Below are 23,863 nucleotides of genomic sequence, written 5' to 3' on the forward strand. Positions count from 1 at the left end.
GCGCGCTCAGGCGTCGTGGGCAGCCGCACATCGACGGCGCGCTCCTGCTGCTCGCGCAGGGCGCGTTCGCGGTCCTGCTGGCGCAGTTCTTCGATGAAGGGCTGGGGGGCCGAGGGGTTGGCCTGCGCCCAGGCGCCAGTGGCTGCGCACAGCCCCATCGCGCCAACAATGCACGGGCGCAAAGCCCCGAATCGCCCAGGCACCCCTCCACGAACACCGCGCCCCGCAGCCTTCTTGATCGACATCGTCCGCCCTGTATCTACTTGTAAGGCGCGGATTCTGGTGGCGGGTCAGTGCCTCAAATGTCAATGAATGTGGAGTAAGCGTGAGGCGGGGAAATTCACCCTGGTTGTGTGATCGAAATCGCAGGTTTAGTGCGCGCGAAAAAAACGGACTAGAACTTCTCGTGCGGCAGCAGGTAGCGCCACTCTCCCGGCGCCAGCCCCGCGAGCGGCACGCGGCCGACGCGCAGGCGCTTCATCGCGAGGATGCTCAGATCGACGCTGTCGCACATCTGCGCGATCTGCCCCGGCCAGGCACCCTTCATCGCGAAGCGCAGGCCGGTCACGCCCTCGTTCTGGCGGTTGACGCTGACCTTGGCCGGCAGCATGGCGCGGCCGTCGACCACGGGCGACTGGTTCAGGCGGTGCAGCGCCTGCGGGCTCACCTCGCCGTGCACGTCGACCATCACCTCGTACTCCATCAACCCGGCGTCTTCGACCAGCTTGCGTTCGATGCGCGGGTCCTGCGTGAAGACGATGAGCCCGCTCGCACCCTTTTCCAGCGGCGTGAAGCAATGCTGGTTGGCAAAGTGCCGTTGCAGCGTGGGCCGCTGCGAGTCGTCGGCCTCGCTGCGCTGCCCTGGCACCAGCAGCTTCGGGATCGGCGCGTCGAAGGCCAGGCCGGCAGGCTTGTTCAGCAGGATCGTCACGACCTGCACCGGCTCGGGCCTGGCGCTCTTGTCGACCGTCACGGCCTGCTGTGGCAGGACGCGCGCCTGCGGCACCTCGACCACCGCGCCGTCGACGCGCACCGCGCCGTTCTCGATCAGCAGTTCGGCCTCGCGGCGCGAGCAGTTCATGTCGGCCGCGACGCGCTTGGCGAGGCGGATGCCCTCGTCCCGGGTCTGGAGGATGTTCATGCGAGGGATCTTTCACGGATGCGTGCGACATGCGCCGCCAGCGAGCGTGCGGCCATCGGCCACATGCGCTGCGGCACGTCGGCGTAGGCGATCGGCAGCCAGTCTTCGGGCGTGCCGTCGGGGTGTTCGCGCATGGCTTCGAGGATGCGTGCCTCGCGCCGGAAACGGTGCATCTTGAGCGCGGCGATGGCATCGCGCGCCGAGGCGATCACGTAGCCGTGCGCGGGCAGGATGAAGTCGACGCCGCCGACGCGGCAGATGTCGTCGAGCAGGTCGAGCGAGTCGAGGTAGGCGGTCATGTTGCCGTCCGGCGGGTCGACCACGGTGGTGCTGCCGTTGAGGATGTGGTCGCCCGAAAACAGCAGGCCGTCTTCCTGCAGCACCAGGCAGACGTGGTTGGCGGCATGGCCGGGCGTGTGCACCACGCGCAGCGTGTGGGTGGCCTCGGGCGTGGGCCCTTCGAGCATCAGGCGTTCACCGTCGACCAGGGCGCGGTCGGGCGTGAAGCGCGCGTTCGGCCTGGCGGTGGCGGCCGAGGGCAGGCCGAGGATCGGCGGGCGCGGCTCGCACAGCGCCTGCAGCGGCCGTGCGGCGGGCGAGTGGTCGGCGTGCGAATGGGTGCAGACGATCATGCGGATGTCGCCGGCCGTCGCGTCGTGCAACCGCCGGATGTGGCCGGGGTCCAGCGGGCCCGGGTCGATCACGATGTAGCCCGTGGTTTCGTCGCCGACGAGGTAGCTGTTGGTGCCGGGCCCGGTCATGGCGCCGGCGTTGGGGGCGGTCAGGCGGCGCAGGTTGCGCAGCAGGGCGACCGGCGCGTCGCTTCGCCAGTCGAGCGCATGCACGATCTGGCCGTCGGGGCAGACCAGGGCGAGCTCGCCGTAGGGCGGCTCGTGCTCCATATAGCGTGCCTCCTGGCCGTCGAGCAGGCCGGCGCGCGGGCAGCTGGTGAAGAGCGGCTGTTCTTCGTCGCAGTCCTCCAGGATCGCGTCGACCGAGGCGTAGGCGGCCAGGCGCTCGAGCGTGCGCACCGTCGGGAACATCATCCGGAAGCGCTGCGCCTTGTGGCGCTCCAGCGCCTCGGCGGGGCGCACCCAGACCGGCTCGAACTGCTCGGTCTCGTCGGCCACCGGCACCTGGCCGTCGGGCATGCGCGCCACCAGGAAGGGCACGTCGAAACGCTTGGGCAGGTCGCGGTCGGTCACCCAGTGCGCGAAGGTGAAGACCTGGTCCGTGGCCAGCAGCAGGCCACGCCTGGCGCACTGCGCGGCAAAGGGCGTCGTGCCGTCCGCCGTGCCGCGGTCCATGGCCGCCACGGCCGCGGCCTGCACCGGGCGCCCGTCGTCGGCGTGGTGGGCCAGCAGCACGCCCAGTTCCTCGAAGGTCTCGCGCAGCGCCGCGATGGCCTGCGTGAGCTGCACGTCGCTCTGGGTGACGCGGCGCTTGGCGATGGCGTGGGCCTGGGCGTCGCTGTCGTCGATGCGTCCGCCCGGGAACACGTAGGCACCCGCGCCGAAGCTGGCCTTGTCGGACCGGCGGGTCATCAGCAGCTCCGGCCCTGCCGGCGTGTCGCGCAGCAGGAGGAGAGTGGCGGCCGGTCGCACGGACGCAGGCGCGCGTTGCGGGTGGATGAGCTGGGTGGGGCGGACCATCCGACCATTATCGGCAGGCACGTGGGCCGCGTCGGCGCCGTGCTTAAGCAAAAACAAATCTTGCGCACCGATCATCGCGGCACACTGCACCGATGCATGCCACCTTGTCCTCTGCTGTCTGGAGACCGACGATGACCCCCGACACCGGCCCTGCGGCCGCTGCGTTCAGCCCGAGAAACGCCCGGTGAGAGGCGCCGCCCGACGCCACATCGAGCGCCATCGCACCTCGCGCATCGGCTGGCTGCGTGCCGCGGTGCTCGGTGCCAACGACGGCATCGTCTCCACCGCCAGCCTGATCGTCGGCGTGGCGGCGGCCCACGCCAGCCACGGCAGCATCGTCATGACCGGTGTGGCCGGCCTGGCCGCCGGTGCCATGTCGATGGCCGCCGGCGAGTACGTGTCGGTGCATTCGCAGGCCGACACCGAGAAGGCCGACCTGGCGCGCGAACGCACCGAGCTCGACGAAGACCTCGCGGCGGAGGTGCGCGAGCTGACGGCCATCTACGTGGGCCGCGGCCTGCCGTACCCCTTGGCCAGCCAGGTTGCGCAGGCGCTGATGGCGCACGACGCCCTCGGTGCCCATGCGCGCGACGAGCTGGGCATTTCGGAGGTCCTCAGTGCGCGACCCCTGCAGGCCGCGATGGCCTCGGCGGCCAGCTTCACGGTCGGTGCGGCGTTGCCGCTCGCCGTGGCCTGGCTCGTGGACGGGCCGCAGCTGGTCACCTGGGTCGCTGCGCTGTCGATCGTCTTCCTGGCCGCGCTCGGCGCGCTGGCCGCCCGCGTCGGCGGCGCGAAGGTCCTGCCATCGGCCTGGCGCGTCACGCTGTGGGGCGCGCTTGCGATGGGCGTCACGGCGGCCGCGGGCTCGCTGTTCTCCGGCGTCGCGTGAGCGGTCGTCCACAATGCGTCGAACGCGCGATCGAACCGCGCGGAGAGACCGGCCATGCGTTTGCTGATCGTTGAAGACGACGTCCTGCTGGGCGATGCGCTGGCCACGGGCCTGCGCCAGCGGGGGCACGCGGTCGACTGGTTCGGCGACGGTGCGAAGGCCGACGCGGCGCTCGCGGGCGCTGCGTTCGACGCCGTCGTGCTCGACCTCGGCCTGCCGCGCGGCGATGGCATGGTGTGGCTGCGGCGCTGGCGCGAACGCGGGCTCAAGCTGCCGTTGCTGATCCTCACCGCACGCGACGGCATCGAGCAGCGCATCGAAGGGCTGGACGCCGGCGCCGACGACTACCTGGTCAAGCCCATCACCATCGACGAACTCGCGGCGCGGCTGCGCGCCCTGGTCCGCCGATCGGCCGGCCAGGCGCAGGCCTCCTGGCAGCATGGCGCGCTGGAATACGACCCGGCTACCAAAGTGGTGCGATGGAAGGGGGCGCAGGTCGACCTCACCGGTCGCGAGCTGGCGCTGCTCGAAGCCCTGCTGACCCAGTCGCAGCGGGTGCTCTCGAAGGCGCACCTGCTCGAAAAGCTCTACGACTGGAGCGGTGCCGAGCCCGAGAGCAACGCGCTCGAAGTGCACATCCATCACCTGCGTCGCAAGATCGACCCGAACATCGTGCGCACCGTGCGTGGCGTGGGCTATGCGCTGGGCTCCGGCGAGGCGGCACCGTGAGCCTGCAGCGCCGGCTTCTGCTGTACCTGCTCATCTGCGCGCCACTGGTCTGGGGCGTGGCGCTGTACTTTTCCCTCAGCCGCGCGCGGATCGAGGTCAACGAGCTCTTCGATGCGGAGCTGATCCGGCTGGCGCGCCAGGTGCAGGCCACGCTCGGCCGCGGCCTGCCGGCCGAGGCGGCACCGCTGCCGCCCGCGCCACCCGTGCCGCACGAGGGCGCCGTCGAGACCGGCGATGCCGACGTGCGCGACCTGGCGGTGGCCGTGTGGGACCGCAGCGGTCAGCTGATGATTTCGGACCGCGAAGGCGTCCAGCTGCCCTACCGCCCCGAGCGCGGCGGCTTCGTCGACGAGCAGCTGGGCGGCCGCGCCTGGCGCGTGTACTACCTGCAGTCCTTCGACGGGCGCTGGCTGGTGGCTTCGGGCCAGCGCATCTACGAACGGGACGAACTGGTCTACGGCCTGACGGTCAGCCAGGTCGTGCCCTGGCTGCTGGTGCTGCCCATCCTGCTGGGGGTGATGGCCTGGGCCGTGCGCCGTGCGCTGTCGCCCATGGTCAAGCTGACGCGCCAATTGCAGCGCCGTCCGGCCGACGACCTGCAACCGCTGGCCGAGAGCCGCGCGCCCGCCGAGCTCAAACCCTTGATCGGCGCCATGAACGGGCTCTTCGCGCGCATCGAGCAGATGCTGGTGCGCGAGCGCCGCTTCACCGCCGATGCCGCGCACGAACTGCGCACGCCGCTGGCCGTGCTGCGCGCGCAGTGGGACGTGGTGCAGCGCGCCGGCAGCCCGGCCGAGCGCGCGGCGGCCGAGACCAAGCTCGGCATCGGCCTCGACCGGATGGACCGGCTGGTCACGCAGATGCTGGCGTTGTCGCGGGTCGAATCCGGCACCGTACCGGTCTTCGACGACGTGCGGTGGACGCCTGTCGTCGAGCAGGCCATGAGCGACTGCCTGGTCCTGGCCGAGCGCCGCGGCATCGAGCTGGCCTGCGACTGGCCGCCGGCCGGCCGGCACCCGATGCCGTTGCTGGGCGATGAGCACCTCCTGGCCGTGCTGCTGCGCAACCTGCTGGACAACGCGGTGCGCTATGCGCCGGCCGGCAGCGCCGTGACGCTGCGCATCGGGCAGGACTGCATCGAGGTCGAGAACGCGGGCGAGCCGCTGTCACCCGAGCAGATGGCCCGCCTGGGCGAGCGCTTCTACCGGCCCGACGGTCAGCAGGAGGTCGGCAGCGGCCTGGGCGTGTCGATCGTGCGCCGCATCGCGGAACTGCATGGGCTGGGGCTGGTGTTCGGGGCACGCCCCGACGGCACCGGGGTGCGGGTGCTGCTGCAATTCGACAGCGCACACCGCTGACACGCCCCTACCGGGCGGCCTTGGCCTTGTCGAGCAGCGCGCGGGCCTCTTCGCGGCGGCCGGTGTCGGCCACCTGGCGGCCGGGTCGCGGCGGCGCCTGCAGCGCGCGTTCCAGGTAGGCGATGGCTTCCTGCGCCTGCTTGGTCTCGACCAGGTATTCGCCGTAGAAGAAGTTCGGGTCGATGCCCTTGGGGTTGAGCGTGAGCGCCTTGGTCAGCAGCTCCTTCGCCTTGGCCTTGTCGCCGAAGCCGACCGGCCAGCCCGGCACCTTGTAATAGAGAACGCCCAGGCTGTTGTAGGCCGAGCCTTCGAGCACGCTGCCGTCGATGGCGATGGCGGATTCGTACAGCGCCTTGGCCTGCTTGACCAGGCCGAGCGCGCCGAGCCCGCCCTTCTCGCCGGCCCACGAGCTCACGACGATGCCCTCCCACACCAGCGGCTCGGCGCGGCCGGGGAAGGCCTCGCTGACCTGGTGCGCCTTGGCCGCGAGCGCCTCGAAGCCCTTCTCGCGTTCGGTCGCGGGGCTCTGGTAGCGGATCGCCTCCCAGTCGTGCTGCAACTCGCTGACCGCCTCGGTGACGGTGGCGGCGCGGGCGGGCAGTGCGGGCAGCAGCGCCAGCGTGGCGAGGCTGGCGACGAGGCAGCCGGTCAGCCATCGGCGGGTGCGGGACGAGGCGGTTCGGAAATCGGTCATGGTGTCTTTCGGGTGGAGGTTCAGTGGGCGGCGCGCATCAGCGAATGGCTGTCGGCTTCGGCCGGGGTGTCGGTCGGCAGCGTGCAGTCCAGGTCCGCCGCTGGGGGCGTCGTCATGGGCGGCAGGTTCTCGCGATGCTTGCGGAACGATCCGTCGAGCAGCCCCGGTGCGATGCCGTTGAGGCGCACCGCGAGGCTTTCCGGAAAGCCGACGAAGCGCTCGGCCGCGCCGCTCTCGATCAGTTGCAGCAGCGCCTGCGCGGCGACCTCCGGCGCGTCCATGGCGGTGCCGGTGGCCTTGTTGTAGCCGTCGACGGCATCGCTGTTGAAGGCCGTGCGCGTGCTGCGCGGGCCGAGGTACTGCACGCCGACCGGGCCGTCGCCCAGCTCGCGTCGCAAGGACTCCGCGAAGCCGCGCAGGCCGAACTTGCTGGCGCTGTAGACGCTGAAGCCCGGCAGGCCGAGGCGGCCCAGCACCGAGCCGACGAAGACGACGCGCGCCTCGGGGCGCGTGCGCAGGTGCGGCAGCAGCGCCTGGGTCAGCAGCATCGGCGCGAACAGGTTGAGGTGCAGCACCTGCGCCATCTCGGTCGCGCCGAAGGCCTCGATGCGGCCGAAGGCGGGCACGCCGGCGTTGTGGACGAGCACGTTGCAGCCCCAGCCGGCCGCGACATCGCTGATGCCGCCGAGGCTCGAGGTGCGCATGAGGTCGGCGGCATACCACTCGATGCTGGGCGGCGTCGTGCCGGTGCGCGCCAGCGCCCGCGCCTGGGCGGCCAGCCGCGCCGGCGAGCGGCCGAGCAGCATGACGGAAGCCCCCGCGCCGACCAGCGCGGACGCAGCCGCCTGGCCGATCCCACCGGTGGCGCCGGTCAGCAGCACCCGTGCGTCCTTCGCCTTCATGCCGCAACCGCCTGGGCTGGTGTCGAGGCCGACGCAGGCACGGGCATCGGCAGGCTGCGGAACACGTCGCCGTAGAGCCGGTAGAACGCCCGTGCCGCATGCACGATGTCGGCCTGGTCCGCCGGGGACTCGACCCGGTCCATCAGCAGCTCGAAATGCGCCGTGTGCTCCAAATCGAGCGTGCCGTGCGAACGCAGGTAGCTGAAGGCCGCATCGGGCAGGCCGAGCGGCTGCTGGATCTGGTCGGCGGCCATCAGCGCCAGCGAGACGCTGGTGCCCTCCAGCACATGCACCATGCCGAAGAAGCCGAGCGGGTTGCGCCGCGCGATGGTGTCGTAGGCATAGGCCACCATCACCTCGGTCGCGTGGCCGGGCGGGCCGTCGCGCACGGCGTCGGCATCGGCGCCGCACGCGCGGATGTCGTCGAGGATCCACAGGTCGTGGCCCTCTTCTTCTTCGATGTATTCGTCCAGCGGGCCGCGCAGCCACTGGTTGGCGGGCGGCAGTGCGGCCTGGCAGGCGTGCAGCAGCGGCACCGTGTGGCGCACGTGGTGGGAGGCCTCGCGCAGGAAGGCGACGTAGCTGGGCAGCGAAACCTCGCCGCGCAGGCAGCCCTGGATGATGGGCGTGCCCAGCAGGCCCATGCGGGCGTCGGCGGTCTCTGCGACCAGGCGTGCGTAGAAAGTCATGAAGGCTCCAGGTTCAAAGGGTGGGGCGCGGTGCCGTCTCGAGGGCGTCCGCGTGCAGTTGAAGGATGGCCACGCGCTGCGGGCGGCCGTTGGCAGTGGCCAGCCCGGACGCGGCACTGAAGTCGGCCCGGCCGCGCACCCAGCGCTCGATGCGGGCGTAGTCGGGCAGGGTGTCGTTGGCCGCATCGACCGCGGCCTGCAGGGCGGCGTCGGGCAGGTCGGGCCGCGTCGGCCACAGGACTGCGCTCAGGGACGGTTCGCCATCGCCGAACACGACCGCCTGCGCGATGGCGTGCTCGCCGCGCAGGGCGGTCTCGACCCACTCGGGCGACACGTTGCGACCGAAGGCGGTGATGAGCACATGCTTCTTGCGGCCCTGGATGTGCAGGAAGCCGTCGGCGTCGATCGTGCCCAGGTCGCCGGTGGGCCACCAGGCCGGTGGCGCCTCCGTGCTGCCGAGGTAGCCGTTGAAGAGGCTGCCGGCGACTTCCACTTCACCGTCCGCGGCGATGCGCAGCCGTGCATGCGGCAGCGCGCGCCCGGCACTGCCGGCACGCGCCGCCCCGGGCAGGTTCAGCGTCTGCACCGAGGCGCCCTCGGACAGCCCGTAGCCCTCGTGTGCCGGAATGCCGACGGCTTGCGCCGCCTGCAGCAGCTTGGCGCCCACGGCCGCACCGCCGACCGCCACCATGCGCAGCGATGCAGGCGCGCGTTGGCCGCTCTGCATCAGGTGGCCGACCCAGGCGCGCAGCATCTGCGGCAGCAGGATGAGGCTGTGCGGCTGCTGGGCCGTCACCACGTCCTGGAAGCGTGTGGCATCGAAACTCGACGACCCGCGCAGGCCCAGTTGGCCGAGCGGCAGCACCACGCAGGTGGCGCCGCGCATCAGCGGCGCCATCAGACCCGCGATGTTCTCCAGCAGCACCGCGAAGGGCAGGGCACACAGGTGGCGCCGGATGTCGAGCGAGGCCATGGCCGCGACCAGCCCCTGGGCCACCTGATGCATCGCTTCGCCCGACAGGCACACGCCCTTCGGGGCGCCGGTGGTGCCTGAGGTGAAAGTGATCTTGGCGGTGCCCGCGGGCATCGGCACGGGGGTGCCGGGCAGACGCAGCAACGCCAGGGGCTGCGCCGCGACGGTGATGTCCACCGTCGGCGCGCCGGCCCAGCGGGCGGCCAGCGCGGGCAGGGTCAGCAGCGTGTCGACGCCCGCGGCCTGCAGGGCATGGCCGATCTGCTCGGGCGTGAAGAACACCGGCAGCGGCACGTGCACGATGCCGGCCGCAGCGGCTGCGAGGTCTGCCACGACCCAGGCGGCACCGTTGTCCATCAGCGTCGCCAGCACCCGCGTGCGCTGGGCCACGAGCCGATCGCGCAGCGCACCGATCTCGGCCTGCAGCGCGTCACGCTGCCAGGTGCGCTCGCCGTCGTCCAGCGCCGCGTCGGCGCCCAGGGGCAGCGCCGTCATCGCGTGCCCTTGGCCGCGCCGGCCCGGCGCGCCATGTGGTGCAGGGCCTGGCCGAGGTGGCCCGCCAGCACGACGGGCCGGTGGTCGTAGTAGCTGCCCCAATGCGCCGCCTCCGCGCCGAGGGCGGCCGGGTCTGCGGTGCCCAGCGCCAGCGGCGTGACGCCGATGCGCACGAAGAGCTGGCGCAGCTCGGTCGTGAGGGTGCTCACCACCCACTGGAAGCCTTGTGCGGCCAGGTGCGGACCGAGCAGTGCGATCAGGCGTCGCCCCTCGCCGGCGCGCGACGCGGCCAGGTGTCCGACCTCCACCACGCTGCGGCGCGCTGGCTGCGTCGCAGCCTGAGTCGCCAGCAGCGTCTCGATCGGTGATGACAGGTAGCGCTCGAGGAACAGCGGCGCATCGGCGGCGCAGCGATAGCCGGCGGCCGCGACGATCTCGCCGTGGTCCTGCAGGCTCACCAGCACCGGCGCGAACTGCTGCACCTGGGCGCCGTAGCGCTGCGCGAAGATGCCGAGAACGAAAGCTTCGACCTCGGCGCGCCGCAGGTCGTCGCGCCCGTGCACGACGAGGGCGGGCCGCTCCGACGCGACGCCGGCCGGTGGCGACGGATCGCCATCGTGGGGGGACACAGCCATGAACATTCACTCTCCTTCGGGTCCCGTGCCGAAGGTGGCTCAGGTAGATGAAGCGGATGCTCGCGCCTGCCGATTAAGCGGACATTAAGCGGCGGTGCGTGCCGTGACGTGCCCATGGCGCCGTGGCAAGATGGCTGCTTCATCGCCACACGCCCGCCGCATGCTGATCAATTGCGTTGTCTACGAGAACGGCACCAAGCTGGCCGACATTCCGGTCGGCCGCATCAACGAGTACATCGCCCTGCCCAACTGCTTCGTCTGGGTGGCGCTGCACGACCCGACGCCCGAGGAGATGGACGAGGTGCAGCAGGCCTTCGACCTGCATCCGCTGGCCGTGGAAGACGCGCAGAACGGCCACCAGCGCCCGAAGGTCGAGGAGTACGGCGATTCGCTCTTCGTGGTGATGCACCTGATCGATGCCGACACGGCCGAAGCGCGCCACAGCATGGAAGTGGGCGAGGTCGACGTGTTCGTCGGCCGTAACTACGTGGTGTCGGTGCGCAACCGCAGCACGCACGGTTTCGTCGAAGTGCGGGAGCGCTGCCAGCGTGAGCCCGAGCTGCTGAAGAACGGCTCCGGCTTCGTGCTGTATGCCTTGATGGACGCGGTCGTCGACCGCTACTTTCCCGCCATCGACGCCTTCGACGTCGAGCTCGAAGCCATCGAGGAACGCATCTTCACCCTGGGCGGCGCGCGCGAGAACATCCAGCGGCTCTACGGACTGAAGCAACGGCTGACGGTGTTGAAGCACGCCGTGGCACCGCTGCTGGAGGGCACCAACCGGCTGCACGGCGGGCGGGTGCCGCAGGTCTGCATGGGCACGCAGGAGTATTTCCGCGACGTGCTCGACCACTTGAGCCGCATCAACGGCACCATCGACTCGATGCGCGACACCATCGGCACCGCCATCCAGGCCAACCTGTCGATGGTGACCATCAGCGACGGCGAGGTCACCAAGCGGCTGGCGGCCTGGGCCGCGATCTTCGCGGTGTGCACCGCCTTCGTCGGCGTCTGGGGCATGAACTTCGAGCACATGCCCGAACTGAAGTGGCGCTACGGCTATGCGATGGCGCTGGGGCTCATCGCGTGCGTGTGCGGCTACCTCTACTACCGCTTCCGGAAGGCCGGCTGGGTCTGACCCTGGCCGGCGGCGTTCTCAACGACCCCAGCGCAGCACCAGCGGGTCGAGCCGCCGGGCGACGTCGAGCAGTCCGCGGCGCACCTCGGGATGCATCGCCGGCCACGGGTGGCGCGGCGCGTCGCAGGCGATCACGCCGCCTTCCTTCATCAGCGCCTTGGCCGCCAGGAAGCCGGCCTGCCGGTTCTCGTGGTTGATCAGCGGCAGCCAGCGCTGGTAGAGCGTGAAGGCAAGGTCGGCATCGCCCGTACGGTGCGCCTCGATGATCGGGCGGATGCCATCGGCGAAGCCGCCGCCGGTCATGGCGCCAGTGGCGCCGGCGTCCAGGTCGGCCAGCAGGGTGATGGCTTCCTCGCCGTCCCACGGGCCTTCGATCGCTTCGCCACCCAGGCGGATGAGTTCGCGCAGCTTGCTCGCGGCGCCGGGCGTCTCGATCTTGAAGTAGCTGACCTGCTTGATCTCGGTAGCCATCTTCGCGAGGAAGGGCGCCGACAGCACGGTGCCGCTGGCGGGCGCGTCCTGCACCATGATCGGAATCGACACCGCGTCCGACAGCTGCGCATAGAACTCGAAGGTCTTTGCTTCGGGCACGCGGAAGGTGGCGCCGTGGTAGGGCGGCATCACCATCAGCATGGCGGCGCCCATGTCCTGCGCGCGGCGGCTGCGCTCGATGCACACGGTGGTACTGAAGTGGGTGGTGGTGACGATCACCGGCACGCGGCCGGCGATGTGTTCGAGGGCGGTGCGCGTGAGCACTTCGCGCTCGTCGTCGGACAGCAGGAACTGCTCGGAGAAGTTCGCCAGGATGCAGAGGCCGTCGACGCCGGAGTCGATCATGAAGTCGAGGCAGCGCTTCTGACTGGCCAGATCGAGCGCGCCCGATTCGGTGAAGGTGGTGGGCGCGACCGGGAAGATGCCGCGGTAGCGTGGGTTCGAGAGCGTGTGGTTCATGGCGTGGCTCAATGCGAATGACGGGGGACTTCGGCGCCGCGGCAGCCGACCAGAAAATCGAAGTCGCAGCCGTCGTCGGCCTGCAGGACATGATCGACGTACAGGCGCTGGTAGCCACCGGCCATGCCCTGGGGCTGTGCGACCAGCGACTGCAGACGCTCGGCGAGTTCCTCGTCGCTGATGTCCAGGTGCAGGCGGCCGCCCGCGCAGTCCAGCTCGATGAAGTCGCCATCGCGTACCGCGGCCAGCGGGCCACCATCGGCCGCTTCGGGCGCCACGTGCAGCACGACGGTGCCGTAGGCGGTGCCGCTCATGCGCGCGTCGGAGATGCGCACCATGTCCTTGATGCCGCGCCGCAGCAGCTTCGGCGGCAGGCCCATGTTGCCGACCTCGGCCATGCCGGGGTAGCCCTTGGGGCCGCAGTTCTTCAGCACCATCACGCAGCTCGCGTCGATGTCGAGGTCTTCGTCGACGATGCGGGCCTTGTAGTGCTCCAAGTTCTCGAACACCACCGCGCGCCCGCGGTGCTGCAGCAGCGCGGGTGAGGCCGCCGAGGGCTTGAGCACCGCGCCGCGCGGTGACAGGTTGCCGCGCAGGATGCAGATGCCGCCGTCGGCGATCAGCGGGTTGTCCAGCGGGCGGATCACCTCGTCGTTGTAGCTCGGCGCCTCGCGCACGTTGTCCCACAGCGAGCGGCCGTTGACGGTGAGCGCGCCGGGGTGCGGCAGCAGGTCGTGCTCGCCCAGGCGGCGCAGCACCGCGGGCAGACCGCCGGCGTCATAGAACTCTTCCATCAGGAAGCGGCCCGAGGGCTGCAGGTCGACCAGCGTCGGCGTGCCGCGGCCGATGCGCGTCCAGTCTTCCAGTTCGAGGTCGACGCCGATGCGCCCGGCGATCGCCTTCAGGTGGATCACCGCGTTGGTCGAGCCGCCGATGGCCGCGTTCACGCGGATCGCGTTCTCGAAAGCCTCGCGCGTGAGGATCTTCGACAGCGTGAGGCCTTCCCTGGCCATCTCGACCGCGCGCATGCCCGACATCTGCGCGAGCACATAGCGCCGCGCATCGACCGCGGGAATGGCCGCGTTGTGCGGCAGAGAAGTGCCCAGCGCCTCGGCCATGCAGGCCATGGTGGACGCGGTGCCCATCGTGTTGCAGGTGCCGGCCGAGCGCGACATGCCGGCCTCGGCGGCAAAGAACTGGTGCTCGTTGATCTCGCCGGCCTTGAGCGACTCGTGCAACTGCCACACGGCCGTGCCCGAGCCGATGTTCTTGCCGTCGAGCTTGCCATTGAGCATCGGCCCGCCGGTCACCACGATGGCCGGGATGTCGCAGCTCGCCGCGCCCATCAGCAGGGCCGGCGTGGTCTTGTCGCAGCCGGTGAGCAGCACCACCGCGTCGATCGGGTTGCCACGGATGGCCTCTTCCACGTCCATGCTCGCGAGGTTGCGCGTGAGCATCGCGGTCGGGCGCAGGTTCGACTCGCCGTTGGAGAACACCGGGAACTCGACCGGGAAGCCGCCGGCTTCGGAGATGCCGCGCTTCACGTGCTCGGCGATCTTGCGGAAGTGCGCATTGCAGGGCGTGAGTTCCGACCAGGTGTTGCAGATGCCGACGATCGGCCGGCCGTCGAACTCGTGGTCGGGGATGCCCTGGTTCTTCATCCAGCTTCGGTACATGAAGCCGTTCTTGTCGGCGGTGCCGAACCATGCGGTCGAGCGCAGTTTTTTCTTGGGGGTGTCCGACATGCTGGGGGTGTCCTGTGGCGCGAGAGGTAGGAGGGGGTCAGCGCAGCGGGGCGCGCGAGGTGAAGAAGCGTTGCAGCAGGCAGAAGACGAAGAGCAGCGCACCGACCACGATGCGCGTCCACCACGAACTCAGCGAGCCGTCGAAGGAGATCAGCGTCTGGATGATCCCGAGCATCAGCGCGCCGAACAGCGTGCCGGCCACGTAGCCCACGCCGCCGGTGAGCAGCGTGCCGCCGATGACGACCGCGGCGATCGCGTCGAGTTCCAGCCCGACCGCATGCAGGCCGTAGCCCGACAGCATGTAGAAGGTGAAGATCACGCCGGCCAACGCCGAGCAGAAGCCCGACAGCGTGTACACGCCGATGAGCGTGCGGCGCACCGGCAGGCCCATCAGCATCGCCGAATGCTCGCTGCCGCCCACCGCATACACCGCGCGGCCGAAGGCGGTGCAGTGCGCGATGAAGACGGCTGCCAGCACCACCACGATGGCGATCACCGCGCTGATCGACAGCGACGCGTCGCCCCAGACCGGAATGCGGATCTGCGACACCTGTGTGTAGAAATCATTGGTGATGCTGATCGAGTCGATGCTGATCAGGTAGCAGAGGCCCCGCGCCAGGAACATGCCGGCCAGCGTCACGATGAAAGGCTGCAGTCGGAAGCGTTCGATGAGAAAGCCCATGAAGGCGCCGAACACCGTGCCCATCGCCAGCACCAGCGGGATCACCGCCAGCGGGCTCCAGCCGTGCCGCTCGACCAGCGCGGCCGACACCATGGTGGTGAGCGCGATCACCGCGCCCACCGACAGGTCGATGCCGCCCGAGAGGATCACGAAGGTCATGCCGACCGCCACCACGATCAGGAAGGCGTTGTCGATCAGCAGGTTGAGGAAGACCTGCGCCGAGAAGAAGCTGTCGTAGGCGAAGGAGCCGAAGCTCGCCATCAGCACGAACAGCGAGATGGTCGCGGTCAGCGGCAGGTATTTCGGGTTGAGCTTCCTGCCCCCTCTCCCGATCGCGGGGGAGGGTTGGGGTGAGGGCGTCGACTCGATCACCGCGCTCATCGACGCGCCTCACCCAACGCCGGGCGCAGCGCCCAGCCGCGCACCGTGGTCCGAAATTCAGGCGACTGCAGCAGCATCACGATGAACACCACCACCGCCTTCACCACCAGGTTGATCTCCGGCGGCACGCCGAGCGAATAGATCGCGTACGTCAGCGTCTGGATGATGAGCGCCCCGATCGCGCTGCCCACCAGGCTGAAGCGCCCGCCGGTGAGCGCCGTGCCACCCAGCGTGACCGCCAGGATGGCGTCGAGCTCCAGCAGCTGCCCCGCGTTGTTGCCGTCGGCGCTCTTCACGTTGGAGCTGATCAACAGGCCCGCGATGCCGGCGCACAGGCCGCAGAAGGCGTAGGCACCGACCAGCAGCCGGCGCGACTGCACGCCGGCGACGCGCGCGGCCGTGGGGTTGATGCCCACCGCCTGGATGAAGAGGCCGAGCGCGGTGCGGGTGATCGCGAGGTAGAGCAGCGCGAACACCGCTGCCGCCACGAAGACCGAGAAGGGCAGGCCCAGCAGGTAGCCGCCGCCGAGGAAGAAGTAGGGCTTGTAGTAGATCGTGATGATCTGGCCGTTGGTGATGAGCTGCGCGATGCCGCGCCCAGCCACCATCAGGATCAGCGTCGCGATGATCGGCTGCATGCCCACGCGCGCCACGAGCAGGCCGTTCCACAGCCCGCAGACCAGCGCCATTGCCAGCGCTGCGCCGATGGCCAGTGGCAGCGGGAAGCGGCTGACGTTACCACCCATCGCGCCGCCGATCATCCACGCTGCGGTGGCTGCCGAGATGGCGACCACCGCGCCGACCGAGATGTCGATGCCGCGTGTCGCGATCACCAGCGTCATGCCGAGGGACACGAGCACCAGCGGAGCCGCGCGGTTGAGGATGTCGATCAGGCTGCCGTAGAGATGGCTGTCGCGCCATTCGAGGTGCAGGAAGCTTGGGTTGAACGCGGTGTTGAGCGCGAGCAGGAGCAGCAGCGTGATGAGGGGCCAGGCGAGGCGGTGGCGCAGTGCCTTGGCCATGGGGTTCTCGGCGCTGTTGTTGGGTTGAGTCATGTTGGGTTGCTCGCGGACACGTTGTGCGGCGTGCGCAGGCCACCGGGTACTCCCCTCCCGCGAATGTCCCCCGCCTTCGGCTCCTCCTTTATTTCGCTGCGGGGAGCACCCGATACCCTGCGCACGTGGACGCGACGGAGGCGTGCTGCTGCCGCCATCGACCAACCACGGCGCGTCCGGATCGCGTCGATGGTGTGCTCTGCGCAGCGAAATCAAGGAGGAGGCCGCAGGCCGGGGGACATTCGCGGAGCAGAGTACGCCGTCGGCGTGATCCCGCCCCGAACAAGGCACGTCGCACACAACGCATCGCAGTGAAAGAAAAGCGTTCGTCATGCCGCCGCAATCATTTCGTACACCTCATCCTCGGTCGACCCGCCCGGCAGCTCACCGACCTTCTTCCGGTCGCGCAGCACCACGATGCGATGCGCCACGCGCACCACCTCACTCATTTCCGACGAGATGAAGATCACCGCCATGCCGGCCTCGGCCAGCTTCAGAATCTGCTCCATGATTTCCTGCTTGGCCGCCACGTCGATGCCGCGCGTGGGCTCGTCGAGGATCAACAGGCGCGGCTCGGTGGCGAGCCAGCGCGCGATCATGGCCTTCTGCTGGTTGCCGCCGGAGAGCAGACCGATCGGCGTTTCGATGCTCGCGGTCTTGATGCCCAGCACGGCGACGAAGCGTTCGGCCAAGGCCGTCTGTTCGGCATGCGACAGGAACTTCGTGGTGCCCATGCGCGCCTGCAACGCCAGCGCGATGTTCTCGCGCACGGACAGCTCGGCCACGATGCCGTCGGTCTTGCGTTCTTCCGGGCACAGCGCCAGGCCGTGGCGGATCGCGTCTGCGGGGTTGGCGAAGCTCACCACCTGGCCGTCGATGCGGATCACGCCGCGGTCGGGCGTCTCCATGCCGAAGAGCAGGCGCGCGAGTTCGGTGCGGCCTGCGCCCAGCAGCCCGGCCAGACCGACGATCTCGCCGGCGCGCACGCGCAGGTCGAGTGGTTGCAGCTGCGTGGCCTGCGCCAGGCCTTCGGTCTGCAGCAGCGCGGCGGCGGTGTCGTCGAACGATGGCAGCACGTCTGGGCGCGCCGATTGGGCCGCGAGTTCGCGCCCCAGCATGGCGGCGATCAGCGCCTGCGGGCCCAGATCGGCCGCGCGCCATTCGCCGACCCAGTGGCCGTTGCGCAGCACCGTGATGCGGTCCGACACGGCGTACACCTGGTTCATGAAGTGGGTGACGAAGACGATCGCCAGGCCCTCGTCGCGCAACCGGCGCAGCACGTGGAAGAGTTTGTTCACCTCTTCGTCGTCGAGGCTCGATGTGGGCTCGTCGAGGATCAGCACCTTCGACGACACGCCGAGCGCGCGCGCGATGGCCACCATCTGCTGCACCGCCACCGGGTACCTCGCGAGCAGCCGCGTCACGTCGATGTCGAGTCCGATGCGGGCCAGCAGCGCGCGGGCATGCTCGTTCACCGTGCGCCAGTCGATGCGAAAGCCCTGCGCGATGCCGCAGCGCGGGTAGCGCCCCGCGAAGATGTTCTCGGCCACCGACAGGTTGGGACAGAGGTTAACCTCCTGGTAGACGGTGCTGATGCCCAGCTGCTGCGCCTCCAGCGGCGAGCCGGGCCGGATGAGTTCGCCGGCCAGGCGCATCTCGCCACCGTTGGAGGCCAGCACGCCCGTCAGCACCTTGATCAGCGTCGATTTGCCGGCGCCGTTCTGGCCCATGAGCGCATGGATCTCGCCCGGGTAGAGGCGCAGTTGCACATCTTCCAGCACCGGGATGCCGGCGAAGGACTTGCCGATGCCGGCGAGTTCCAGCACGGGCGCGGTGGCGCTGGGGGTGCTCATCACTTGTTCTTGTTGTAGACGTCGATGAACACCGCGGCCAGCAGCACCAGGCCTTTGATGACCTGCTGGTAGTCGATGCCGATCCCGAGGATCGACATGCCGTTGTTCATCACGCCCATGATGAAGGCGCCGATGACCGCGCCCATGACCTTGCCCACGCCACCCGAAGCCGAGGCGCCGCCGATGAAGCAGGCCGCGATCACGTCCAGCTCGAAGCCCAGGCCAGCCTTGGGCGTGGCGGTGTTGAGCCGCGCCGCGAACACCAGCCCGGCCAGTGCCGCCAGCGCGCCCATGTTCACGAAGGTGAGGAAGGCCAGCCGCTGCGTCTTGATGCCCGACAGCCGCGCCGCCTTCTCGTTGCCGCCGAGTGCGTAGATGCGCCGGCCGAGCGTGGTGCGGTTCGTCACGAAGTCGTAGACCACGATCAGCACCGCCATCACCACCAGCACGTTCGGCAGGCCTTTGTACGACGCGAGCAGCCAGCTGAAGAACAGGATGACCAGTGCGAAGAACACGTTCTTCACTAGGAAGAAGGCGTAGGGTTCCTGCTCCATGCCGTGCGCCGCCAGCTTGGCGCGGCCGCGCAGCTTGAAGAACACCAGGGCCGCGGCCGCCAGCGCGCCGACGATCAGCGACGTGGTGCGCAGGGTGTCACCGCCGAGCGGGTCGGGAATGAAGCCCGAACTGAGTTTCTGGAAGGTCTCGGGAAACGGCCCGAGCGACTGGCCCTGCAGCAGCGCGAGCGTCAGGCCCTTGAAGACCAGCATGCCCGCGAGCGTGACGATGAACGACGGTATCTTGCCGTAGGCCACGAACCAGCCCTGTGCCGCGCCGATGATTGCGCCCGCCAGGATGCTCACGATGGCGGTCGGCACGTAGCCCCAGTCGTACTGCACCATCAGCACTGCCGCGAGCGCACCGATGAAGCCGCAGACCGAGCCGACCGACAGGTCGATGTGGCCCGCCACGATCACCAGCAGCATGCCCAGCGCCATGATCACCACGTAGCTGTTCTGCAGCACCAGATTGGTCAGGTTGAGCGGCCGCAGCAGCGTGCCGTCGGTCAGCACCTGGAACAGCACCATGATCGCGACCAGCGAGATCAGCATGCCGTATTCGCGCAGGTTGTTCTTGAGGAAACCCGCGTGCAGCTTGCCGCTGGCGGCAGGTGTCAATGGGACGGCGGGCTGTGCCGCTTCGGTGTCACCGGGGGACATGGGCAGCGCTCCCTGAATTCACGATCGCGCGCATGATGCGCTCCTGCGAGGCCTCGGCCACCGGGTATTCGGCGACGAAGCGGCCTTCGTTCATCACATAGATCCGGTCGCACATGCCGAGCAGCTCGGGCAGTTCCGACGAGATCATCAGGATGCCTTTGCCCTCCTGGGCGAGCTGGTCGATGATGGTGTAGATCTCGTACTTGGCGCCGACGTCGATGCCGCGCGTCGGCTCGTCGAGGATCAGCAGCTCCGGCTTGGCGAACAGCCATTTGCTGAGCACCACCTTCTGCTGGTTGCCGCCCGACAGGTTCACCACCAGCTGGTCGGTGCCGGCACAGCGGATGCGCAGTGCCTGGCGGTAGTCGCCCGCCACTTTCCATTCGCGGCCCTCGTCGATGACGGCGCCGGTCGACACCGCTTCCAGGTTCGCCAGCGTGATGTTCTTGCGGATGTCTTCCTCGAGCACCAGGCCGTAGCCCTTGCGGTCTTCGGTCACGTAGGCGATGCCGTGGTCGATGGCCTTGCGCACCGTGCTCACGTCCACCGGCTGGCCGTTCATGCGCACCGTGCCGCGGATGCGCTGGCCCCAGGAGCGGCCGAAAACGCTCATCGCGAACTCGGTGCGGCCGGCGCCCATCAGGCCGGCGATGCCGACGATCTCGCCGCGCCGCACGTTCAGCGCGATGCCCTTGATCATCTCGCGCTCGGCATGCACCGCGTGGTGCACGTACCAGTCGCTGACCTCGAACACCGTCTCGCCGATGCGCGGCGTGCGCTGCGGGTAGCGGTGTTCCATGTCGCGCCCGACCATGCCGCGGATGATCCGGTCTTCGCTGATCGGCGCGGCGCGGCAGTCCATGGTCTCGACCGTGGTGCCGTCGCGCAGCACCGTGATCGCGTCGGCCACCTTGGCGATCTCGCCCAGCTTGTGCGAGATGAGGATCGACGCGATGCCCTGGCGCTTGAGCTCGAGCAGCAGCATGAGCAGTGCATCGCTGTCGCGTTCGTTCAGGCTCGCGGTCGGCTCGTCGAGGATCAAGAGCCTCACGTCCTTCGACAGCGCCTTGGCGATCTCCACCAGCTGCTGCTTGCCCACGCCCAGGTCGGTGACCAGGGTGGTGGGTGACTCGGCCAGGCCGACCTTGGCCAGCAGCGCGCGCGTCTTTGCATGCGCGGCGAACCAGTCGATCACGCCGCCGCGCGCGATCTCGTTGCCCATGAAGATGTTCTCGGTGATCGAGAGCAGGGGCACCAGCGCGAGTTCCTGGTGGATGATGATGATGCCGAGCTTCTCGCTGTCGGCGATGCCGCGAAAGCGGCGCGGCTCACCGTCGAAGTGGATCTCGCCCTCGTAGCTGTCGCAGGGGTAGACGCCGCTGAGCACCTTCATCAGCGTCGACTTGCCGGCACCGTTCTCGCCCACCACCGCATGGATCTCGCCGGCGCGCACCGCCAGTTCGACCTGGCTCAGCGCCTTCACGCCGGGGAAGGTCTTGGTGATGCCCCGCATCTCCAGCAGGGTGTCGCCAGCCACGCTCACTTGAGCTGGCTTTCCTTGTAGTAGCCGCTGTCGACCAGCACCGGCTTCCAGTTCGTGATGTCCACGCTGACCGGCTTGAGCAGGTACGCAGGCACCACCTTCACGCCGTTGTTGTAGGTCTTGGTGTCGTTCACCTCGGGTGGCTTGCCGGCCATCATCGCGTCGACCATCGCGACCGTGACCTTGGCCAGCTCGCGCGTGTCCTTGAAGACGGTCGAGGTCTGTTCCTTCTTCAGGATCGATTTGACCGACTGCACTTCCGCGTCTTGCCCCGTCACCACCGGCATCGGCAGCTTCGGCGTGCCGTAGCCCACGCCCTTGAGGGACGAGATGATGCCGATCGAGATGCCGTCGTAGGGCGAGAGCACCGCGTCGACCTTGTCCTTCGCGTAGTAGGCCGACAGCAGGTTGTCCATGCGGGCCTGCGCCACCGCGCCGTCCCAGCGCAGCGTCGAGACCTTGTCCATGCCCAGCTGCTTGCTGCGCACCACCAGCTTGCCGCTGTCGATGTAGGGCTTCAGGACCGACATCGTGCCGTTGTAGAAGAAGAAGGCGTTGTTGTCGTCCGGCGAGCCGCCGAAGATTTCAATGTTGAACGGGCCCTTGCCCGCCTTCAGGTCGAGCGCGCGCTCGATGTAGGCGGCCTGCAGCACGCCGACCTGGAAGTTGTCGAAGGTCGCGTAGTAGTCGACGTTCTTCGAGCCCTTGATCAGCCGGTCGTACGCGATCACTTTCACGCCCTTGTCGGCGGCCTTCTGCAGCACGTCGGACAGCGTGGTGCCGTCGATGGCCGCGATCACCAGCACCTTCGAGCCCTTGGTCACCATGTTCTCGATCTGCGCGAGCTGGTTGGGGATGTCGTCGTCGGCGTACTGCAGGTCGGTCTTGTAGCCCTTCTCCTGGAAGTACTTGACCATGTTGGCGCCGTCGGCGATCCAGCGGGCCGACGATTTGGTCGGCATCGAGATGGCGATCGGGCCCTTGTCCTGGGCCTGCACCAGCGAGGTGGCGCCGAGCGCGCCCGTGACGGCGATGGCCAGCAGCGTCTTGAGGAAGTTGCGTTTCATGGGGCGATTCCTCAGTACTTGCGGTTCGGAAGTTCCTTGGCGGCGACTTCCATCGGGAAGATGCCCTCCACGGTGACGATGCGCTTGGGCAGCGGCTTGCCGGCCTTGATGTCCTTCACGGCGCTCATCAGCTGCGGGCCGAGCAGCGGGCTGCATTCGACCGACACGTTCAGCTTGCCGGCGATCATGGCTTCGAAGGCGCCCTTGACACCGTCGATCGAGATGATGGTGATGTCCTTCGCGGGCTTCAGGCCGGCTTCCTCGATGGCCTGGATGGCGCCGATCGCCATGTCGTCGTTGTGCGCGAAGAGCACGTTGATCTTCTTGCCCTCGGCCTTGAGGAAGGCTTCCATCACTTCCTTGCCCTTGGCGCGGGTGAAGTCGCCGGTCTGCGAGCGGATGATCTTGAACTTGGGGTCTGCCTTGACGATTTCCTCAAAGCCCTTCTTCCGGTCGATGGCCGGGGCCGAGCCCACGGTGCCTTGCAGCTCGACGATGTTCACGTCGGTCTTCGTGTCCTTCATCTTGTCGACCAGCCAGCGGCCGGCCTTGCGGCCTTCCTCGACGAAGTCCGAGCCCATGAAGGTCACATAGAGCGTGTCGTCCTTGGTGTTGACCGCGCGGTCGGTCAGCACCACCGGGATGTTCGCGGCCTTGGCCTCGCGCAGCACCGTCTCCCAGCCGGACTCGACCACCGGCGAGAAGGCGATGACGTCGACCTTCTGCGCGATGTACGAGCGGATCGCCTTGATCTGGTTCTCCTGCTTTTGCTGCGCGTCCGAGAACTTGAGCTCGATGCCCGCGTCCTTGGCCGCGGACTTGATCGACTCGGTGTTGGCGGTGCGCCATTCGCTCTCGGCGCCGACCTGGGCGAAGCCCAGCACGAGCTTCTTCTGGGCCAGCACGCTGGCAGGCAGCAGGCCCGCCACGGCGGCGGCGGCCAGGGCGGAGGTGAGGTTGCGTCGGTTCATCGTCATGTCTGTCTCCTGTTGTTGTCGTCAGAGTCGGCGGCCAGTCTAAAAATCATTCGGGTATCGATCCAATCATTTTTTAGACAAAATGCATATCGATCGAAGGATTCTGGAAAACCCCATGACGACACCCCACTGGTTCATTCGCGCCCGTCTCAAGACGCGCCAGCTGCTGCTGCTCGTGACGCTGGCCGAGGAAGGCAACATTCATCGCGCCGCGCAAGTGCTGAACATGACGCAGCCGGCCGCGTCCAAGCTGCTGAAGGATCTGGAGGACGTGCTCGAGGTACCGCTCTTCGAGCGGCTGCCGCGCGGCATGCGGCCGACCTGGTACGGCGAAACGATGATTCGGCATGCGCGCGTGGCACTGGGCAGCCTCAACCAGGCGCACGACGAACTGCAGGCGCTGAAGGCCGGCAGCTACGGGCAGGTAAACGTGGGGGCGATCACATCGCCGGCCCTTGCCCTGTTGCCGCCCGCGGTGGCCTTGGTCAAGCGGGAGCAGCCCAACCTCCGCATCTCGCTCGAGATCGAGACCAGCCCGGTGCTGCTGGAGCGGCTGGAGCAGGGCAAGCTCGACATCCTGGTCGCCCGGCTCTCGGAAGAGCACAACAAGTCGCAGCTGCACTACCAGCCGCTCACCGAAGAACTGGTCTGCGCCGTGGTGCGCCCGGGCCATCCGATGCTGGGCACCGCGGGCCTCGCGTTGCGCGACGTGGTCGACGCCGGCTGGATCGTGCCGCCGGCCGGCAGCGTGCTGCGGCATCGCTTCGAGCTCATGTTCCAGGAAGACGGGCTGGCACCACCGATCAACACGGTGGAGACCGCCGCGTTGCTGTTCATCACGCGCATGCTGCAGCAGAGCGACATGCTGGCGGTGCTCGCGGCCGACGTGGCGCGCTACTACGCGGCGCACGGCATCGTGGCGCTGCTGCCGCTGGAGATGCCCTGCCACATGGACAACTTCGGCATCGTCACCCGCACCGACCGGCTGCTCTCGCCGGCCGCGAAGGTCATGGTGCGGGCACTGCAGGCGGCGAGCCTGCCGGTCTACAACCGCAAGCTCGCGTTGGCGGATTGAGCTCCCATGGCGCTGCGCCACC

21 protein-coding genes are annotated in these 23,863 nt (G+C 68.8%); 5 read left to right on the forward strand and 16 right to left on the reverse strand.

Annotated elements, in window-relative coordinates:
* Positions 1-394: 394 nt before the first annotated feature.
* Together ACSFA2_RS04805 and ACSFA2_RS04810 are read right to left on the reverse strand one after the other, a co-directional pair.
* The gene (locus ACSFA2_RS04805) at positions 395-1,141 is read right to left on the reverse strand and encodes an RNA pseudouridine synthase (RefSeq protein WP_435454177.1); all 747 of its coding nucleotides are present in this window, start codon (positions 1,139-1,141) and stop codon (positions 395-397) included.
* Entirely contained in the window at positions 1,138-2,793 is a 1,656-nt protein-coding gene (locus tag ACSFA2_RS04810; protein WP_435454178.1) for an MBL fold metallo-hydrolase, read from the reverse strand. The genes ACSFA2_RS04805 and ACSFA2_RS04810 overlap by 4 nt, the downstream gene beginning before the upstream one ends.
* A 184-nt stretch (positions 2,794-2,977) precedes the next feature.
* On the opposite strand from ACSFA2_RS04810, the gene ACSFA2_RS04815 reads away from it, so the two are divergent.
* Genes ACSFA2_RS04815 through ACSFA2_RS04825 form a run of 3 tightly spaced genes read left to right on the forward strand, consistent with a single transcriptional unit; the run spans position 2,978 to position 5,769 of the window.
* Positions 2,978-3,682 carry a VIT1/CCC1 transporter family protein gene (locus ACSFA2_RS04815; protein ID WP_435454179.1) on the forward strand — a complete coding sequence of 235 codons (705 nt, stop codon included), beginning with the start codon at positions 2,978-2,980 and terminating at the stop codon, positions 3,680-3,682.
* 54 nt (positions 3,683-3,736) lie between these two features.
* A complete protein-coding gene (locus ACSFA2_RS04820; protein ID WP_435454180.1) occupies positions 3,737-4,411 on the forward strand; it encodes a response regulator in 675 nt (224 codons plus the stop codon).
* Positions 4,408-5,769: an ATP-binding protein gene (locus tag ACSFA2_RS04825; RefSeq protein ID WP_435454181.1), complete on the forward strand. Its 1,362-nt coding sequence runs from the start codon at positions 4,408-4,410 to the stop codon at positions 5,767-5,769. The genes ACSFA2_RS04820 and ACSFA2_RS04825 overlap by 4 nt, the downstream gene beginning before the upstream one ends.
* A 7-nt stretch (positions 5,770-5,776) precedes the next feature.
* Here the strand turns inward: ACSFA2_RS04825 and ACSFA2_RS04830 are convergent, their stop codons facing one another.
* Genes ACSFA2_RS04830 through ACSFA2_RS04850 form a run of 5 tightly spaced genes read right to left on the reverse strand, consistent with a single transcriptional unit; the run spans position 5,777 to position 10,157 of the window.
* Positions 5,777-6,463 (reverse strand): tetratricopeptide repeat protein, encoded by a 687-nt coding sequence (locus tag ACSFA2_RS04830; RefSeq protein WP_435454182.1) that lies wholly within the window; start codon positions 6,461-6,463, stop codon positions 5,777-5,779.
* Between the two features lie 20 nt (positions 6,464-6,483).
* Complete coding sequence (locus ACSFA2_RS04835) at positions 6,484-7,365, reverse strand: SDR family oxidoreductase (RefSeq protein ID WP_435454183.1); 882 nt, start codon at positions 7,363-7,365, stop codon at positions 6,484-6,486.
* The gene (locus ACSFA2_RS04840; protein ID WP_435454184.1) at positions 7,362-8,054 is read right to left on the reverse strand and encodes an iron-containing redox enzyme family protein; all 693 of its coding nucleotides are present in this window, start codon (positions 8,052-8,054) and stop codon (positions 7,362-7,364) included. Before ACSFA2_RS04840 ends, ACSFA2_RS04835 begins: the two co-directional genes overlap by 4 nt.
* A gap of 13 nt (positions 8,055-8,067) precedes the next feature.
* Positions 8,068-9,522, reverse strand: a complete 1,455-nt coding sequence (locus tag ACSFA2_RS04845; protein WP_435454185.1) for an AMP-binding protein — start codon at positions 9,520-9,522, stop codon at positions 8,068-8,070.
* Positions 9,519-10,157: a thermostable hemolysin gene (locus tag ACSFA2_RS04850; protein ID WP_435454186.1), complete on the reverse strand. Its 639-nt coding sequence runs from the start codon at positions 10,155-10,157 to the stop codon at positions 9,519-9,521. The genes ACSFA2_RS04845 and ACSFA2_RS04850 overlap by 4 nt, the downstream gene beginning before the upstream one ends.
* 160 nt (positions 10,158-10,317) lie before the next feature.
* Here ACSFA2_RS04850 and corA point away from each other — a divergent pair, with 160 nt between their 5' ends.
* Entirely contained in the window at positions 10,318-11,295 is a 978-nt protein-coding gene (corA, locus tag ACSFA2_RS04855; protein WP_435454187.1) for a magnesium/cobalt transporter CorA, read from the forward strand.
* Between the two features lie 18 nt (positions 11,296-11,313).
* Here corA and ACSFA2_RS04860 read toward each other — a convergent pair whose 3' ends face one another.
* The 9 genes from ACSFA2_RS04860 to ACSFA2_RS04900 form a co-directional block, all read right to left on the reverse strand.
* Entirely contained in the window at positions 11,314-12,246 is a 933-nt protein-coding gene (locus ACSFA2_RS04860) for a dihydrodipicolinate synthase family protein (protein ID WP_435454188.1), read from the reverse strand.
* Between the two features lie 8 nt (positions 12,247-12,254).
* Positions 12,255-13,991 (reverse strand): IlvD/Edd family dehydratase, encoded by a 1,737-nt coding sequence (locus ACSFA2_RS04865; RefSeq protein WP_435454189.1) that lies wholly within the window; start codon positions 13,989-13,991, stop codon positions 12,255-12,257.
* Between the two features lie 37 nt (positions 13,992-14,028).
* Positions 14,029-15,054 (reverse strand): galactofuranose ABC transporter, permease protein YjfF, encoded by a 1,026-nt coding sequence (gene yjfF, locus ACSFA2_RS04870; RefSeq protein WP_435454190.1) that lies wholly within the window; start codon positions 15,052-15,054, stop codon positions 14,029-14,031.
* Complete coding sequence (locus ACSFA2_RS04875; RefSeq protein ID WP_435454191.1) at positions 15,051-16,109, reverse strand: ABC transporter permease; 1,059 nt, start codon at positions 16,107-16,109, stop codon at positions 15,051-15,053. Before ACSFA2_RS04875 ends, yjfF begins: the two co-directional genes overlap by 4 nt.
* A gap of 329 nt (positions 16,110-16,438) precedes the next feature.
* Positions 16,439-17,962 carry a sugar ABC transporter ATP-binding protein gene (locus tag ACSFA2_RS04880; protein WP_435454192.1) on the reverse strand — a complete coding sequence of 508 codons (1,524 nt, stop codon included), beginning with the start codon at positions 17,960-17,962 and terminating at the stop codon, positions 16,439-16,441.
* Complete coding sequence (gene mmsB / locus ACSFA2_RS04885; RefSeq protein ID WP_435454193.1) at positions 17,962-19,179, reverse strand: multiple monosaccharide ABC transporter permease; 1,218 nt, start codon at positions 19,177-19,179, stop codon at positions 17,962-17,964. Before mmsB ends, ACSFA2_RS04880 begins: the two co-directional genes overlap by 1 nt.
* On the reverse strand, positions 19,166-20,692 hold the full coding sequence (gene mmsA, locus ACSFA2_RS04890; protein ID WP_435454988.1) for a multiple monosaccharide ABC transporter ATP-binding protein: 1,527 nt from the start codon (positions 20,690-20,692) through the stop codon (positions 19,166-19,168). The genes mmsB and mmsA overlap by 14 nt, the downstream gene beginning before the upstream one ends.
* Positions 20,693-20,718: 26 nt before the next feature.
* Complete coding sequence (chvE, locus tag ACSFA2_RS04895; RefSeq protein WP_435454194.1) at positions 20,719-21,789, reverse strand: multiple monosaccharide ABC transporter substrate-binding protein; 1,071 nt, start codon at positions 21,787-21,789, stop codon at positions 20,719-20,721.
* A gap of 11 nt (positions 21,790-21,800) precedes the next feature.
* Complete coding sequence (locus ACSFA2_RS04900; RefSeq protein ID WP_435454195.1) at positions 21,801-22,766, reverse strand: ABC transporter substrate-binding protein; 966 nt, start codon at positions 22,764-22,766, stop codon at positions 21,801-21,803.
* A gap of 115 nt (positions 22,767-22,881) precedes the next feature.
* Between ACSFA2_RS04900 and ACSFA2_RS04905 the strand changes: the two genes are divergently transcribed.
* Positions 22,882-23,841, forward strand: a complete 960-nt coding sequence (locus ACSFA2_RS04905; RefSeq protein ID WP_435454196.1) for a LysR family transcriptional regulator — start codon at positions 22,882-22,884, stop codon at positions 23,839-23,841.
* Positions 23,842-23,863 lie beyond the last annotated feature (22 nt).

The organism is Variovorax cryoconiti, from assembly GCF_051216395.1.
Taxonomy (GTDB): Bacteria; Pseudomonadota; Gammaproteobacteria; order Burkholderiales; family Burkholderiaceae_C; genus Variovorax.